16 protein-coding genes are annotated in these 13,846 nt (G+C 61.0%); 7 read left to right on the top strand and 9 right to left on the bottom strand.

Annotated features, from left to right (window positions below; translation table 11 throughout):
* The 4 genes from DV520_RS11285 to DV520_RS11270 all read right to left on the bottom strand — a co-directional run.
* Positions 1–1,372 (bottom strand): sodium/proline symporter (locus DV520_RS11285; RefSeq protein ID WP_133308866.1); only part of this gene is annotated, 1,372 nt, incomplete at its 3' end.
* A 183-nt stretch (positions 1,373–1,555) separates the two neighbouring features.
* Positions 1,556–2,176 carry a TetR/AcrR family transcriptional regulator gene (locus DV520_RS11280; protein WP_117142900.1) on the bottom strand — a complete coding sequence of 207 codons (621 nt, stop codon included), beginning with the start codon at positions 2,174–2,176 and terminating at the stop codon, positions 1,556–1,558.
* 24 nt (positions 2,177–2,200) lie between these two features.
* Positions 2,201–3,349, bottom strand: a complete 1,149-nt coding sequence (locus DV520_RS11275) for an alanyl-tRNA editing protein (RefSeq protein WP_117142899.1) — start codon at positions 3,347–3,349, stop codon at positions 2,201–2,203.
* 18 nt (positions 3,350–3,367) lie between these two features.
* The gene (locus DV520_RS11270) at positions 3,368–3,547 is read right to left on the bottom strand and encodes a ribbon-helix-helix domain-containing protein (protein ID WP_021920792.1); all 180 of its coding nucleotides are present in this window, start codon (positions 3,545–3,547) and stop codon (positions 3,368–3,370) included.
* Between the two features lie 115 nt (positions 3,548–3,662).
* Between DV520_RS11270 and DV520_RS11265 the strand changes: the two genes are divergently transcribed.
* The gene (locus tag DV520_RS11265; protein WP_021920793.1) at positions 3,663–4,010 is read left to right on the top strand and encodes a hypothetical protein; all 348 of its coding nucleotides are present in this window, start codon (positions 3,663–3,665) and stop codon (positions 4,008–4,010) included.
* A 107-nt stretch (positions 4,011–4,117) separates the two neighbouring features.
* Here DV520_RS11265 and asnA read toward each other — a convergent pair whose 3' ends face one another.
* Positions 4,118–5,137: an aspartate--ammonia ligase gene (gene asnA / locus DV520_RS11260; RefSeq protein WP_333818756.1), complete on the bottom strand. Its 1,020-nt coding sequence runs from the start codon at positions 5,135–5,137 to the stop codon at positions 4,118–4,120.
* 72 nt (positions 5,138–5,209) lie between these two features.
* Positions 5,210–6,697: a DUF1846 domain-containing protein gene (locus tag DV520_RS11255; RefSeq protein WP_021920794.1), complete on the bottom strand. Its 1,488-nt coding sequence runs from the start codon at positions 6,695–6,697 to the stop codon at positions 5,210–5,212.
* 306 nt (positions 6,698–7,003) lie between these two features.
* Between DV520_RS11255 and DV520_RS11250 the strand changes: the two genes are divergently transcribed.
* The 3 genes from DV520_RS11250 to DV520_RS11240 are packed head-to-tail and all read left to right on the top strand — an operon-like array spanning position 7,004 to position 9,140.
* Complete coding sequence (locus DV520_RS11250; RefSeq protein ID WP_021920795.1) at positions 7,004–7,762, top strand: ABC transporter ATP-binding protein; 759 nt, start codon at positions 7,004–7,006, stop codon at positions 7,760–7,762.
* A 3-nt stretch (positions 7,763–7,765) separates the two neighbouring features.
* A complete protein-coding gene (locus DV520_RS11245; protein WP_021920796.1) occupies positions 7,766–8,683 on the top strand; it encodes a SufB/SufD family protein in 918 nt (305 codons plus the stop codon).
* Positions 8,667–9,140 carry a PaaI family thioesterase gene (locus DV520_RS11240; RefSeq protein ID WP_021920797.1) on the top strand — a complete coding sequence of 158 codons (474 nt, stop codon included), beginning with the start codon at positions 8,667–8,669 and terminating at the stop codon, positions 9,138–9,140. The genes DV520_RS11245 and DV520_RS11240 overlap by 17 nt, the downstream gene beginning before the upstream one ends.
* Before the next feature lie 101 nt (positions 9,141–9,241).
* Here DV520_RS11240 and DV520_RS11235 read toward each other — a convergent pair whose 3' ends face one another.
* On the bottom strand, positions 9,242–9,451 hold the full coding sequence (locus DV520_RS11235) for a hypothetical protein (RefSeq protein WP_021920798.1): 210 nt from the start codon (positions 9,449–9,451) through the stop codon (positions 9,242–9,244).
* 164 nt (positions 9,452–9,615) lie between these two features.
* Here DV520_RS11235 and DV520_RS11230 point away from each other — a divergent pair, with 164 nt between their 5' ends.
* The gene (locus DV520_RS11230; RefSeq protein WP_021920799.1) at positions 9,616–9,966 is read left to right on the top strand and encodes an Asp23/Gls24 family envelope stress response protein; all 351 of its coding nucleotides are present in this window, start codon (positions 9,616–9,618) and stop codon (positions 9,964–9,966) included.
* Positions 9,967–9,986: 20 nt separating this feature from the next.
* Entirely contained in the window at positions 9,987–11,627 is a 1,641-nt protein-coding gene (locus tag DV520_RS11225) for a DAK2 domain-containing protein (protein ID WP_117142895.1), read from the top strand.
* Positions 11,628–11,818: 191 nt separating this feature from the next.
* On the opposite strand, the gene spoIIID is transcribed toward DV520_RS11225, so the two are convergent.
* Both spoIIID and DV520_RS11215 read right to left on the bottom strand, forming a co-directional pair.
* Positions 11,819–12,067, bottom strand: a complete 249-nt coding sequence (spoIIID, locus tag DV520_RS11220; protein WP_021920801.1) for a sporulation transcriptional regulator SpoIIID — start codon at positions 12,065–12,067, stop codon at positions 11,819–11,821.
* 138 nt (positions 12,068–12,205) lie between these two features.
* Positions 12,206–12,748, bottom strand: a complete 543-nt coding sequence (locus tag DV520_RS11215; protein WP_021920802.1) for a stage V sporulation T C-terminal domain-containing protein — start codon at positions 12,746–12,748, stop codon at positions 12,206–12,208.
* A gap of 235 nt (positions 12,749–12,983) precedes the next feature.
* Here DV520_RS11215 and DV520_RS11210 point away from each other — a divergent pair, with 235 nt between their 5' ends.
* Positions 12,984–13,832 carry a tyrosine-type recombinase/integrase gene (locus tag DV520_RS11210; RefSeq protein WP_117142893.1) on the top strand — a complete coding sequence of 283 codons (849 nt, stop codon included), beginning with the start codon at positions 12,984–12,986 and terminating at the stop codon, positions 13,830–13,832.
* Positions 13,833–13,846 lie beyond the last annotated feature (14 nt).

The following is a 13,846-nucleotide window of genomic DNA, read 5'->3' as shown; positions in this document are numbered from 1 at the left end:
CCATGGCCCCGCCGGCGACCATGCCGGCGATGGCGCCCTGCTTGTTGGTCCGCTTCCAGAACAGGGCGAAGAGGACCACCGGGCCGAAGGCGGAACCGAAGCCCGCCCAGGCGAAGGAGACGATCTGGAAGACGGAGCTGTCCGGGTTCCAGGCCAGGAAAATGCCCACGATGGCGATGCCGATGACCGTGCCCCGGGCGGCCAGCATGGAGGCCTTGGGGTTGAGCTTCTTGCCGAAGAAGTCCTGCACCAGGTCATGGGACACGCTGGAGGCGGCCGCCAGCAGCTGGGAGTCCGCCGTGGACATGGTGGAGGCCAAGATGCCTGCCAGGACCAAACCGGCGATCAGGGCAAAGAAAATGCCGTGCTGGCTGAGCAGGTTGGACAGCTGAATGATGATGGTTTCCGACTCAGAGCTGGTGCCCAGGAAGGGAACCTTGCCGGCTTTGGTGACCGCCAGGCCCACAATACCGATGAGCACGGCGATGAACATGGAGATGACCACCCAGATGGTGGCGATGCGCCGGGAGGTCTTCAGCTTGGCGTCGTCCTCAATGGCCATGAACCGCAGCAGGATGTGGGGCATGCCGAAGTAGCCCAGGCCCCAGGCCAGGGTGGAGGCGATGCTCAGGGCGCCGTAGGAGCTGGCCTGTCCTGTGGCGGCGTCATACCCCTGGGTGAAGTTCAGGTAGCCGGGCAGGGAGTTGGCATTGGCGGCCACCAGTTCCCATCCCCCGGCCTGCTGGATGCCGAAGAGGACGATGAAGATCAGGGCAAAGGTCATAATGATGCTCTGGATCAGGTCGGTGGTGGACACGGCCAAAAAGCCGCCCAGCACCGTGTAGCCGATGACCACAATGGCGCCGATGATCATGGCCCCGTGGTAGTCCACGCCGAACAGGCTGTTGAACAGGGTGCCGATGGCCTTGAAGCCGGAGGCGGTGTAGGGGATGAAGAAGATCAGGATCACCACCGCGGCGATGCAGGAGAGCACGCTGCGCCGGTCCCGGAACCGCTGGGAAAAGAAGCCGGGGATGGTGATGGCGCCGATCTTGGCCGAGTACCGGCGCAGGCGCTTGGCCACGATGAGCCAGTTGAGGTAGGTGCCGATGGCCAGGCCGATGGCGGTCCAGCCCACCTCGGCCACGCCGCACAGGTAGGCCAGGCCGGGCAGACCCATGAGCAGGTAGCTGCTCATGTCCGAAGCCTCGGCGCTCATGGCGGTGACGATGGGACCCAGTTTGCGGCCGCCCAGGTAGAACTCGTGGGAGCTGGAGCCCCCGCCCTTCCGGCTGCAATAGACCCCCACCAGCACCATGGCGACCAGATAGACCACAATGGTCGCAATGATACAGAATTGGGATGTTGTCATGGTATCTCTCTTTCCTCTCCTCAAAAATAGCCGGCCGGCCCAGGGCCGTGGGAAGGCGCCGGGAACGACCAGAAACAGAATAGGATTCTATCATACCATGACGAAAAAAAGAACGCAATACAGAACACGGTATAGACTTTAGTCTATACCGTGTTCTGTATTTTCTGAAAAAATAGAGAAAAATCAAGGGTTTTCGCCTGAACCATTCTTAGACGAAGGGAGAGGGAGAAAATCACATAAAAAATGGGGCATTTGCCGGGCGGCGTAGTCACACAGGGGATACTCCCCCCCGCACAGGCACCAGTCGTACAGCAGGGCCCGTTCACACAGGGCGTAGACCTTCACCATGTCGTTGACGCTGCGCCCCTGGGAGAGCTGGCCCGCGGCCTGTCCCTCGGCAATGATCCGGCGCAGCAGGCGGTAGTAGATGCGCTTGTGGTCCAGCAGGTGCCTTTCCCCGTTGGTTACCAGCTGGGTGGACAGGAGCCGGGCCAGCAGGTCCATGGAGACGCTGTTTTCAATCATGCGGAACAGGGCGCGGTTGAGAAAGAGCAGCTTGTCCATGGCGGGCATGGCCGGGTCCATGGCCTCCTGGAGGGCCAGGTATTTTTGGTCAAAGAGGTCGCTGAGGGTGCTCAACAGGGCGTCCTTTCCGTCGAAATAGTGGTAGAAGGAGCCCTTGGAGGTGTGGGAGGACTCGATGATCTCCTCCACGGTGGTGTCCTCATAGCCCTGCTCGTAGAAGAGCTGCCAGGCGGCCTCCACGATTTTCCCCCGGGTGTTCCGGGCATTCTTCTTCGCCATGGGGCGCCTCCTTTCTCCGGGTGGTCAGCGGAAGTAGGCCAGAATCTCCTGGCGGCTGGCGGTCACCGCGCCCTGGATCAGGGTGGGCTGGCCGCCGCCCTTTCCCCCCAGGGCCTGGTGGAGCGCCTTGGCCTTGGCCCGGAGGTCCACGGTTTGGCTGCCCATGGCGTAGCGGTACCCGGCCTGGTCCGTGCCGGCGAAGACCGCGCAGATGCCCCCGCACCGTTCCATGCCCGCGTTGGCCAGGACCCGGAGACCGGTTCCGTCCAGGCCATCCTCAAAGAGGCAGAGGTTGCCGGGGGTCTGGGGGAGGGCTTTGGCCTTTTCCGCCAGGAGCGCCTGGCGGGTCTGCTTCAGGGTTTCCTTCAGGGTCTGGAGCTCCTGCTTCAGCCGCTCCACCCCCTGGGCCGCCTGGGGCTGCTGCACTGACAGGGCCGCGGAGATGGCGGCGATGTTGGTTTGCTTCCTCTGATAGTCCGCCAAGGCCAGCCGGCCGGCCACCATCCAAAGGCGGATGCCTCCCCGGTGGCGCATGGCATCCACCAGCTTCACCAGGCCGATCTCCCCGGTGCATGTTACGTGGGGGGCGCAGCAGGCGCACACGTCACAGCCGGCAATGGTGACGATGCGGACCTGCTCGGTCAGGTCCAGCTTGCTCCGGTAGTCCAGGGCCGCCAGCTCCTCCGGGGTGGGATAGCGGGCGGTGACCGGGCGGTTTTCCGTGATGAGCTGGTTGGCCCGGTCCTCCAGCACCGTCAGCTGCTGGGGGGTGAGCTCCTTGTCAAAGTCCAGAATCACCTGGTCCTCCCCCATGTGGAAGCCCACGTTGGTGCAGCCGTAGAGGCTGTGGGCCAGGCCGGAGAGCACATGCTCCCCGGAGTGGCACTGCATCCGGGCAAAGCGCAGGGCCCAGTCCAGTTCCCCGGTGACGGAAGTGCCGGGGGTCAGGGGGCCGTCGGTGATGTGGACGATGGCGTCGCCCCTCTCCCGGGTGTCCAGCACCCGGACCGTATCCAGGGTGCCCTGGTCCCCGGGCTGGCCGCCGCCCTCGGGGAAGAAGGCGGTTTGATCCAGGACAATGTGCCACTGTCCCCCCTGGACGGGGGTGCAGGAGAGAACCTGGGCGGAGAAGGTGCGGCAGTGGCTGTCCTGGTCGTAGAGTTTGGTTGTCATAGCGGTGGCGTCCCTTTCTTATGGATTCTTTTTCTCTTCCTTGGTCATGACGGCGTATTTCACCAGCAGGTCCTCGATGGCCTCGTCCAAAAGACGGGAGGCGGGGATGCGGGTTTGCGTGGATAATTGGCGAAATTTCTCCAGCAGCTCATTGTCAGTGGCAGTTGTCCATTGGGTTCGGTTGCGGTATCCGCTCATGGTTTTTACCCCCTTTAGATATCATGCCAATTATAGCGATATCAAGAGATATCGTGCAAGCCATTGACATAACAATATATATAATGTTATATTGTGGGATAAGGAGGGCTACGCAATGTATGAAAAAGATTTTTTCGAACGATTGAACTTACAACAGTTGTGTGCGTTCCTGCGCACGGGGGGCAGGCTTTCCCCCAAGGCCGTGGAGCACGGTACCCTGTGGGAGCGAATCCGCCGGGCGGAGGATGCCTGGGAGGCAGCGATGAAAGCGTACCGTGACAAGATTCTCACCACCGACTGGAGCGACCTGCCTCCGAGGGGGGAGGCGGCTGTGCTGGAAGAGCTCCAGGGAGGGATCATGGATGCGGAGTGCCGCCTGGAATCCCTCTACTTCGAGGCCGGCTTCCATGCCGGCATCCGCATCGGCTGGGAGCTGGCCGCCGCCCAGGAGCCAGAGCAATGACCTCACCCACTGTCCCGCTGCCCCCAAAGGGAGGGGAGGCAGCCGCCATGCAACCCAATAGAAAAACGGCTTCCCAGTGCGGGAAGCCGTTTTTCTATTGGACAGATTCACAGCAGAATGATGCCGGCGTCATGGCAGGTCTGGATGGTCTCGTCGTCCCAGGTGGATACCTGGACCTCTCCAATGTGGGCCTTGCCCAACAGGAACATGGACAGACGGGACTGGCCGATGCCGCCGCCGATGGTGAGGGGGAGCTTGTCCTCCAGCAGCAGCTTGTGGAAGGTGAGTTCCCGGCGGCTGTCGCAGCCGGCGGTTTTCAGCTGCCGGTCCAGGGCGGCGGCGTCCACCCGGATGCCCATGGAGGAGAGCTCAATGGCCCGGCCCAGCAGGTCATCCCACAGAAGAATGTCCCCGTTGAGGGTCCAGTCGTCGTAGTCCGGGGCCCGGCCGTCGTGGGGCTTGCCGGACTGCAGGGCCCCGCCGATGCCGATGAGGAAGGTGGTGGGATGGTCCTTCACCCAGGCGTCCTCCCGCTCCTTGGCGGTGAGGTGGGGGAAGGCGTCCTCCAGCTCCTGGGTGGTGACGAAGGAGACCGCCTTGTGGACCTGGGGCAGGACACTCAGCTGGGGGAAGACCGAGCGCAGGGTCTTTTGGGTGTCCGCCATGGCGCAGACAATGGCCTCCACCGTGTGCTTCAGGTAGTCCAGGTTCCGGTCCCGGGGGGCGATGACCTTTTCCCAGTCCCACTGGTCCACATAGATGGAGTGGAGGTTGTCGGGGATCTCGTCCCGGCGGATGGCATTCATGTCGGTGACCAGACCCTCCCCCACCGGGAAGTGGTAGTGGTACAGGGCCATGCGCTTCCACTTGGCCAGGGAGTGGACCACCTGGGCCTCCCGCCCGGCGGCGGGAATGTCAAAGGAGACCGGCCGCTCCACGCCGTTTAAGTCGTCGTTGAGGCCGGAGGAGGCCTCCACAAACAGGGGCGCGGAGACCCGGCGAAGGTGGAGGCTGCCGCAGAGGGTGTCCTCGAACACCCGCTTGAGCAGGCCGATGGCCTTTTGGGTGTCATAGAGGTTCAGCAGAGGGGCGTAATGCTCGGGAATATAGGTTTTGGTGGACATCATGGATAACTCCTTTCGGAATGAGGTTCAAATCACGATGGGGGCACTGGGCGGGCCGGGGAAGGCGGGGGAGGGTCAGCCGTGATAGAGCTTGGAGGTCTGGTATTTGGGCTCACTGGTCAGGCGGACCCCCAGCCGGCGGAAGCTGTCCTCGTCGGCCTCAGAGAGAATGACCGTGGTGTGGGCCTCGCAGCCCCGGAGCTTCTGCAGCTGCTGCACCGCCCGCTTGGCGTTGGGGTCGGTGACCGCGCAGATGGACAGGGCCACCAGCAGCTCGTCGATATGCAGGCGGGGATTCTTGTTGCCCAGGACGTTGACCTTCAGATCCTGGACCGGCTCGATCACAGAGGGGGAGATCAGCTGAACCTCGTCGGGGATGCCCCCTAAGTATTTCAGGGCGTTGAGCAGAAGGGCGGAGGAGCAGCCCAGCAGCTCGGAGGTCTTTCCGGTGAGAATCTTTCCGTCGGGCATCTCCATGGCGGCGGCGGGGTCTCCTGTGCGCTCGGCCACCGCCAGGGCGGGGGCCACCACGCTGCGGCTGAGGGGGCTCAGCCCCAGCTGTTTGAGCAGAAGCTCAATTTTATAGACTGCGGTGCCATCGGTGCGACCCCGGCGGTGGCGGCACTGCTCGGCGTAAAACCGGCGGAGGATCTCCTCCTTGGAGGCCTGGCAGACCGCCTCGTCGTCGAAGATGCAGTAGCCGGCCATGTTCACCCCCATGTCGGTGGGGGACTGGTAGGGGGAGGAGCCGGCGATCCGCTCAAACATGGTTTTCAGCACGGGGAAAATTTCCACGTCCCGGTTGTAATTGACGGTGGTCACCCCGTAGGCCTCCAGGTGGAAGGGGTCGATCATGTTCACGTCGTTCAGGTCGGCGGTGGCGGCCTCATAGGCCAGGTTCACCGGATGCCGGAGGGGCAGGTTCCAGATGGGGAAGGTCTCATACTTGGCGTATCCCGCCTGGACCCCCCGCTTGTGCTCGTGATAGAGCTGGCTCAGGCACACGGCCATCTTGCCGCTGCCCGGGCCGGGGGCGGTGATCACCACCAGGGAGCGGGTGGTCTCCACAAATTCGTTCTTTCCATACCCCTCCTCGCTGACGATGAGCGGGATGTCATAGGGGTATCCCTCAATGGAGTAATGGCGGTAGACCTTCAGCCCCAGGGCCTCCAGCTGGGACTGGAAGATTTCCGCGGCGGGCTGGCCACTGAACCGGGTGAGCACCACGCTGCCCACCGGGAAGCCAAAGCCCCGAAAGGCGTCAATGAGCCGGAGGGTGTCGGTGCCGTAGGTGATGCCCAGGTCCCCCCGGACCTTGCTCTTTTCCAGGTCCATGGCGGACACGGCCACCACGATCTCCACCTGGTCTTTCAGCTGCATGAGCATGCGAATTTTGGAGTCGGGATGAAACCCCGGCAGAACCCGGGAGGCGTGGTTGTCGTCAAAGAGTTTTCCGCCGAATTCCAGGTATAGTTTTCCGCCGAACTGATCAATGCGGGAGCGGATGTGCTCCGACTGCATTTCCAGGTATTTTTCGTTGTCAAACCCAAGTCGTTCGATCATAATGCTGTGCTCCCCCTCATTTCTCTCTCTTGGTCCGGCAAGGGGCCGGAAATCTCGATGAAATATGGGTCTAATGTACCAATGATTGTATGAAAAGTCAACCGAAAGAGAAAAATATTGTCAATGTTGACGAAGTTGTGTGGCACGAGAAAAGAAAGGGGAAAATGACCCTGTGCAAGCTGACAGGAAAATAAAGGGGACTCTATTGCCTACCCACAAATTTTATGGTATAATTTGACGTTCAGAAAAGACAGAAAACCACAAAGAGCTGTGTTATGATTACAATAGCGACAAGGAGCTATCGATATGTTGGAACTGAAAGGACTTTCCTATCAGGTGGAGGACAACGGAGTGAAGACAGAAATCCTCCGGGGCATCGACCTGACCATTGAAGACAATAAGTTTGTCGTCATCACCGGCCCCAACGGCGGCGGCAAGACCACCCTGGCCAAGACCATCATGGGCCTGGCCAAGTCCACCGGCGGCCAGATTGTCTGGAACGGCACGGATATTTCCGGCCTGTCCATCACCGAACGGGCCAAGCTGGGGATCAGCTATGGGTTCCAGCAGCCCCCCCGGTTCAAGGGGCTGCGGGTGCGGGACCTGCTGGAGCTGGCCTCGGGCAAGCGGAAGCTGACCCGGGACGAGTGCTGCTCCTACCTGAACCGGGTGGGGCTGTGCGCGGCCGACTACGTGGACCGGGAGGTGGACACCTCCCTCTCCGGCGGGGAGGTCAAGCGCATTGAGATCGCCACCATCCTGGCCCGGCCCGGCGGCCTGCTCATCTTTGACGAGCCGGAGGCGGGCATCGACCTGTGGTCCTTTGCCAAACTGACGGAGACCTTCCGCATGCTCCACGGCACCCGGGAGAACACCATCATCGTCATCTCCCATCAGGAGCGGATCATCGACCTGGCCGATGAGATCGTCATGATCTCCGGGGGCAAGGTGGTCCGCCATGGACCCAAGGAGGAGATCATGCCCCACATTCTGGCGGACACGGCGGGCATGTGCCAGTTTTTACAGCCGAACAGCAAGAACTGCCGGCAACCGAAGGAGGGTTAACCCATGAACAAGATAGATACCCGTCTCCTGCGGGAGATTGCGGACCTGGAAGGGACCCCAAAGGGCGCCTACAACATCCGAAAAAACGGCCAGCTGGAATCCCGCAGCAACACGGCCAATATTGAAATCGTCTCCAAAACGGACAAGTCCGGCATTGACATCCACATCAAGGCCGGGACCAAGAACCAATCGGTCCACATTCCCGTCATCATCACCGAGACCGGGCTGGACGAGCTGGTCTACAACGACTTCTACATCGGGCCCGACTGCGACGTGGTGATTGTGGCCGGCTGCGGCATCCACAACGCCGGAGACAAAACCTCCCAGCACGACGGGGTGCACACCTTTTACGTGGGGGAGAACTCCAAGGTGCAGTACGTGGAGAAGCACTACGGCGAGGGAGAGGGAACCGGCGAGCGGATCATGAACCCCCAGACAGTGGTCTACCTGGAGAAAGGGGCCTCCATCCAGCTGGACACCACCCAGCTGCGGGGGGTGGACTCCACCAAACGCTACACCAAAGTGGTGGTGAAGGAAGAGGCGGAAGCGGTGGTCAATGAGAAGCTCCTGACCCACGGCAAGCAGGTGGCGGAGTCCGAGATGGATGTGATCCTGGCGGGCGAGGGGGCCAGCGGACGGGTGATCTCCCGGTCGGTGGCCCAGGACGAGTCCCAGCAGATTTTCTATCCCCGGATGATTGGGGACGCCGCGGGCTTCGGCCATGTGCAGTGCGACTCCATTCTCATGGGGCATGCGAAAATCCAGGCCATCCCCGCCCTGACGGCCAACCATCCCGACGCCCAGCTGATCCACGAGGCCGCCATCGGCCGCATTGCCGGGGACCAGATTCTCAAGCTCATGACCCTGGGCCTCACAGAGGAAGAGGCGGAGGAGGAGATCCTCAATGGCTTCCTTGGATAAAGAAGGGCTCTATTACGTAAAGGAAGACCCCCAGCTGGGCAAAATCCGGGGGCTGGACCCCTGGGCGGTGGAGAACGGCATTCATTTGATCCGCATGGAACAGGATGCCGCCGAGGGGATCATGATGATCCGAAAGAGCAACCAGCAGCAGTACGGCACCGTCCACGGCGGGGTGCTGGTGGCCTTTGCCGACACCATCGCCGGGCACAGCCTGGCCCCCCATGGCCGGATGTGCGTCACCCAGGGCAGCACGGTGAATTTCCTGCGCCCGGCGGCGGGGGCCTACCTCTTCTGCCGGGCCACCCCCCTGCAGGTGGGCAGCCGGATCTGCGTGGTCTCTGTGGAGCAGCGCAATGACCGGGACGAGCTGATCACCACGGCGCTGTTTACCTTTGCCGTGGTCAAGCGGATGGACCCCATCCTGCTGCCGCCCAAGCATCCAGGTCTCTCTTTCTAACCGCCGGGCCTCTCTCCTCCCTGGAGGGAGGGGAGACCGCCCCCATAGAAAAACCGGAGCGGACAGTGCCGCTCCGGTCTGCTGCAACAGGGGGTTGCCGGTCAGATATCCCATTCCTCGAATTCATCGTCGCTCTCGCAGCCCTCACAGGGACAGGTGCGGCAGAGCAGTTCTTTCTTTGCCTGAACCTTGGCCCACAGACAGGCCATCCAGTCGGAGATACGCTCCATGTTGGCCATGATCAGGCAGGCAATGGCGGCCACCGCCAGGACCAGCGCGGTGATTTTCAGGATAAGGTCAGTGAGTTTCATACAAAAAACCTCCAAGATACAGTTGCGCAGCTTCCGTAGTGTATGGTAGTATTTTACCTGATCACACGCAAAAATACAATCCGAAAGTGTATTTTTTCCCACAGTTTTCTCATAGAAGGGCTGGGGCGCCCGGCGCCCGGCACGGAAAGGAAGGGTATCAACGTATGCGGTTTCAAAATGATAAAGGCGAGATCCAGATCAGCAGCGAGGTTTTCACCACCATCACCGGCGCGGTGGCCACCAGCTGTTTCGGCGTAAAGGGGATGGCAGCCCGGTCCAAGAAGGACGGCTTGGTCCATCTGCTGCGCAGTGAGTCCATGGCCAAGGGGGTCCGCGTGATTTTTGAGGAAGATGACACCGTATCCATTGAGCTGCACATCATTGTGGATGCCGGCGTCAATCTGACGGCGGTGAGCAGCTCCATCATGAGCGAGGTCCGTTATGCCGTGGGGAACATGACAGGCGCCCAAGTCCGAGCAGTGGACGTCTATGTGGACTCCATGGAGATCGACTGAGAGGAGAGAGAAGAGGAACTATGGTACAGTCAGTGGATGGAAAGACGCTGGCGGCGATGCTCGTCCACGCGTCCGCTTCCCTAAACGCGGAAAAGCAGAAGATCAATGAACTCAATGTATTCCCGGTGCCTGACGGGGACACGGGTACCAACATGGGCCTGACCCTCGGCACCGCCGCGGCGGAACTGCGGCAGAAGGCCCCCACCACGGCGGCCCAGGCATCGGCCCTCTGCGCCTCGGCCATGCTCCGGGGGGCACGGGGCAACTCAGGGGTGATTCTCTCCCTGATCTTCCGGGGATTCTCCCGGGCGATGAAGGACAAGGACACCATGGACGGCATTGACCTGGCCGACGCGCTGAACGCGGGGGTGGTCGCGGCCTATAAGGCGGTGATGAAGCCGGCGGAGGGGACGGTGCTCACCGTCTCCCGTCTGGCGGGGGACCGGGCCGGCCGGGCGGCGGAGGAAAACACCGCCTTTGAGTATGTGCTGGGATCGGCCCTTGAGCGGGCCCGGGAGGCCCTGGCGGACACGGTGAACCAGAACCCTGTGCTGAAAAAGGCCGGGGTGGTGGACGCCGGCGGCATGGGCTTTGTGGTGATCCTCCAGGGAATGCTGGACGAACTCCACGGAATCCCGGCCCCTGCCGACGACCAGGAGCCCTCGCCCGTCCCCCAGCGGGAGAAGGCGGACTTTGGGGGCTTTGAGACGGGAGAGATCCAGTTCGGCTACTGTACAGAGTTCATCTGTTCCCGGGACACCCAAAAAGATCCCGAGGCACTGCGGGCCTTCCTCAATGGACTGGGGGACAGCCTGGTGCTGGTGGACGACGATGAGATCATCAAGGTACATGTCCACACCAACCATCCAGGCAAAGTCCTGGAGGAGGCCCTCACCTACGGCGGCCTTCTGACGGTCAAGGTGGAGAACATGCGCCAGCAGCATACGGAACTGCTCCAGCAGGAGGGAGAGACCGCCCCCCGGCAGAGCCTGCCCCCGGAAAAGAAATACGGTTTTGTGGCGGTGGCCGCCGGGGAGGGCCTGGCAAAGGTCTTTTTTGATCTGGGCGTGGACGGCGTGATCCAAGGGGGGCAGACCATGAACCCCTCCACGGAGGATATTTTGAAGGAGATTCAAAAAACGCCGGCGGAGATTGTCTATGTGCTGCCCAACAACAAGAATATCATTCTGGCGGCCCAGCAGTGTGTGGACCTGGTGGAGGACAAGAAGGTGGTTGTCCTCCAGGCCAAAACCGTTCCCCAGGGGATTTCCGCCATGATTGCCATGAACCCCGACGGGGAAGAGGCGGAGAACACCGCCGCCATGGAGGAGGCCATGGGGCAGGTCACCACCATGGAGATTACGTACGCGGCCCGGGACTCCTCCTTTGACGGAAATGCCATTCAGGCAGGGGACTACCTGCTGCTGGTGGACAACCAGCTCTTCGGAACGGAAAAGTCCATGGAAACGGCCCTGGAAAAGCTGGCCCAGGAGAGCCAGGAGCGCGGAGGCGAGTTTATCAGCATTTTCTACGGAGAGGGCGTCCAGCAGGGAGAGGCGGAACAGGCCCTGGCCCAATTTGAGGCCGCCTGCCCCGAGGCGGAGATCACCCTGCTGGAGGGCGGCCAGCCGGTCTACCACTATTTGATCTCTGTGGAATAACCCCAGCGATCAGAACAATGCAAACGTCCGGGAAGGCGGGAACCCCTTGTGGAGGGGTTCCCGCCTTTTTGGTGGTGGGGAGAGGGCTGCGGGGCCCTCTGCACAGCAAGCACAGACGCGGAAAGAACGTTCCTTTCCCGCGCCTGTGCGCTGCCCCTGAAGGGCCCTTTTCTCTCCCGCAAAACGGGTTTTCACGTTCCTTTATATTTGCGCCTGGTGGCAATCCCACCCCGAATGTGCCGCTCGGCTTTGTTCAGGTCCAGAACCTCTTTGACCTGGAGATACAGAGCCCGGTTAAAGGCCGGCAGCCGCTGGGACAGGTCCTTGTGTACGGTCGACTTGCTGATTCCGAACTGCTTTGCTGCACTCCGGACGGTTGCCTGGTGCTCAATGATGTAAAGGGCCAGGTCACAGGCGCGTTCTTCAATATCAGTCCGCAAGTTCCACCACTCCCAACATTGTCCGTGTCACCACTGTATGCGGGGGTGGGGGGGAATAGACCAGGAAAAACCGCCCCTGCCGCCTGGGGCGGTCTCCCGAAGGGAGCCCCAGGGGCAGGGACGGCAGAGGGGAGAGGATCAGGTCTCCATGTGACGGCCCAGAAAACCGGCGATGGTCTGGGCCAGCTTGTACTCTGACTCGCCCACGGCCATGTGGTCCTTCTCACAGAGGAAGACCACACAGCCCAGGACATCCCCTTCCGAGAGAATGGGGGCGGCGGTGGAGACCACATAGTGGTCGGTGTAATCGCTCACCGGCAGGGCGGGAGAACCTTCCTGGTGCTGGTAGATCTGGCGGCCCTCCATGATCTGGGCCAGGGCGGGGGAGATGTTTTTGTCCGTCAGCTCCCGGCGTCCGCCCCCCGCCACAGAGATGCAGGCGTCCCGGTCGGTGATGGTCACCATCTTTCCTGTGGTCTTATACAGGGATTCACACAGTTGGGCGGAGAAATCCCCCAGCCCTCCCATGAGAGAGTATTTTTTGAACACCACGCCGCCGTCGCCGTTGGTGAAAATTTCCAAAGGGTCGCCCTCTCGAATTCGCATGGTCCGGCGGATCTCCTTGGGGATGACCACCCGGCCCAGGTCGTCGATGCGGCGCACAATTCCAGTTGCTTTCATATAGTAAATGCCTCCTGCGGTATTTTAATGGGAACATTCCTTAGTATTGACAGGATTCTTTTCCCTATACGGGCCGGAAAAAATGGAAGAATTTGTGCGGTGTCCCGCTCAAAAAAGAAGGGAATAGGGTCGGGAGACGTCCGGTGAGGACGGCTCCCGCTTTCTTTTTTATGCTGTCCTTTATCCCATCAAATATGGTCCTGGCGGACATACTACAGGCAAGGAGGAATTCACGATGAAGAAAAACTACAAGCTATCAGCAAAACAAATCCGGTGCTATGGCGCCTATCTGCGGGAACAGGAGCGGGCGGACAGCACCGTTCAAAAATATCTCCATGATCTTGCTGCGCTGCTGGCCTATCTCCGGGGCAGGGCGCTGACCAAGGCGGTTCTGCTGGAGTGGAAAGGGGACCTGGCCGGCCGGTACGCCCCGGCCTCTGTCAATACCATGCTGGCGGCGGTCAACGGCTTTCTTCGCTTCATGGGATGGGGAGAACTGACGGTCCGGTTTTTGAAGATTCAGAAGGCTTTGTTCTGTGATGAACGGAGGGAGCTGACCCGGGCCGACTATGTGCGCTTGGTGAACACCGCCCGGAGGAAGAGGAAGGAGCGCCTTTCCCTGGTGCTCCAGACCATCTGCGCCACCGGAATTCGGGTCTCTGAACTGCGTGAGATCACCGCAGAGGCCGTGGCCTCTGGCCGGGCGGAGATTGCCAACAAGGGAAAACGGCGCAGCATTTTCCTGTCGGAAAAGCTGTGCCGTTTGTTGAAAAGCTATCTGAAAAGGAACGGGATTACAGCAGGGCCGGTGTTTGTCACCCGGTCGGGCCGGCCGTTGGACCGGAGCAACATCTGGCGGGATATGAAAGTCCTGTGCAAAAGCGCGGGGGTGAAACCGGACAAAGTATTTCCCCATAACCTTCGGCATCTCTTTGCACGGACATTTTATACCCAGGAGAAGGATTTGTCCCGGCTGGCGGATATTTTGGGACACACCAGTGTGAATACCACCCGTATTTATACTGCGGAAAGCGGCCTGATTCATGCCCGGCAGATGGAGCGGATGGGGCTGATTGTCACATAATTTCTCTTATGTGG

This window comes from Evtepia gabavorous (genome assembly GCF_003425665.1).
Lineage (GTDB): Bacteria > Bacillota > Clostridia > Oscillospirales > Oscillospiraceae > Evtepia > Evtepia gabavorous.
The sequence above is the reverse complement of the archived record's forward strand: the minus strand, read 5'-3'. Positions and strand labels throughout refer to the sequence as shown.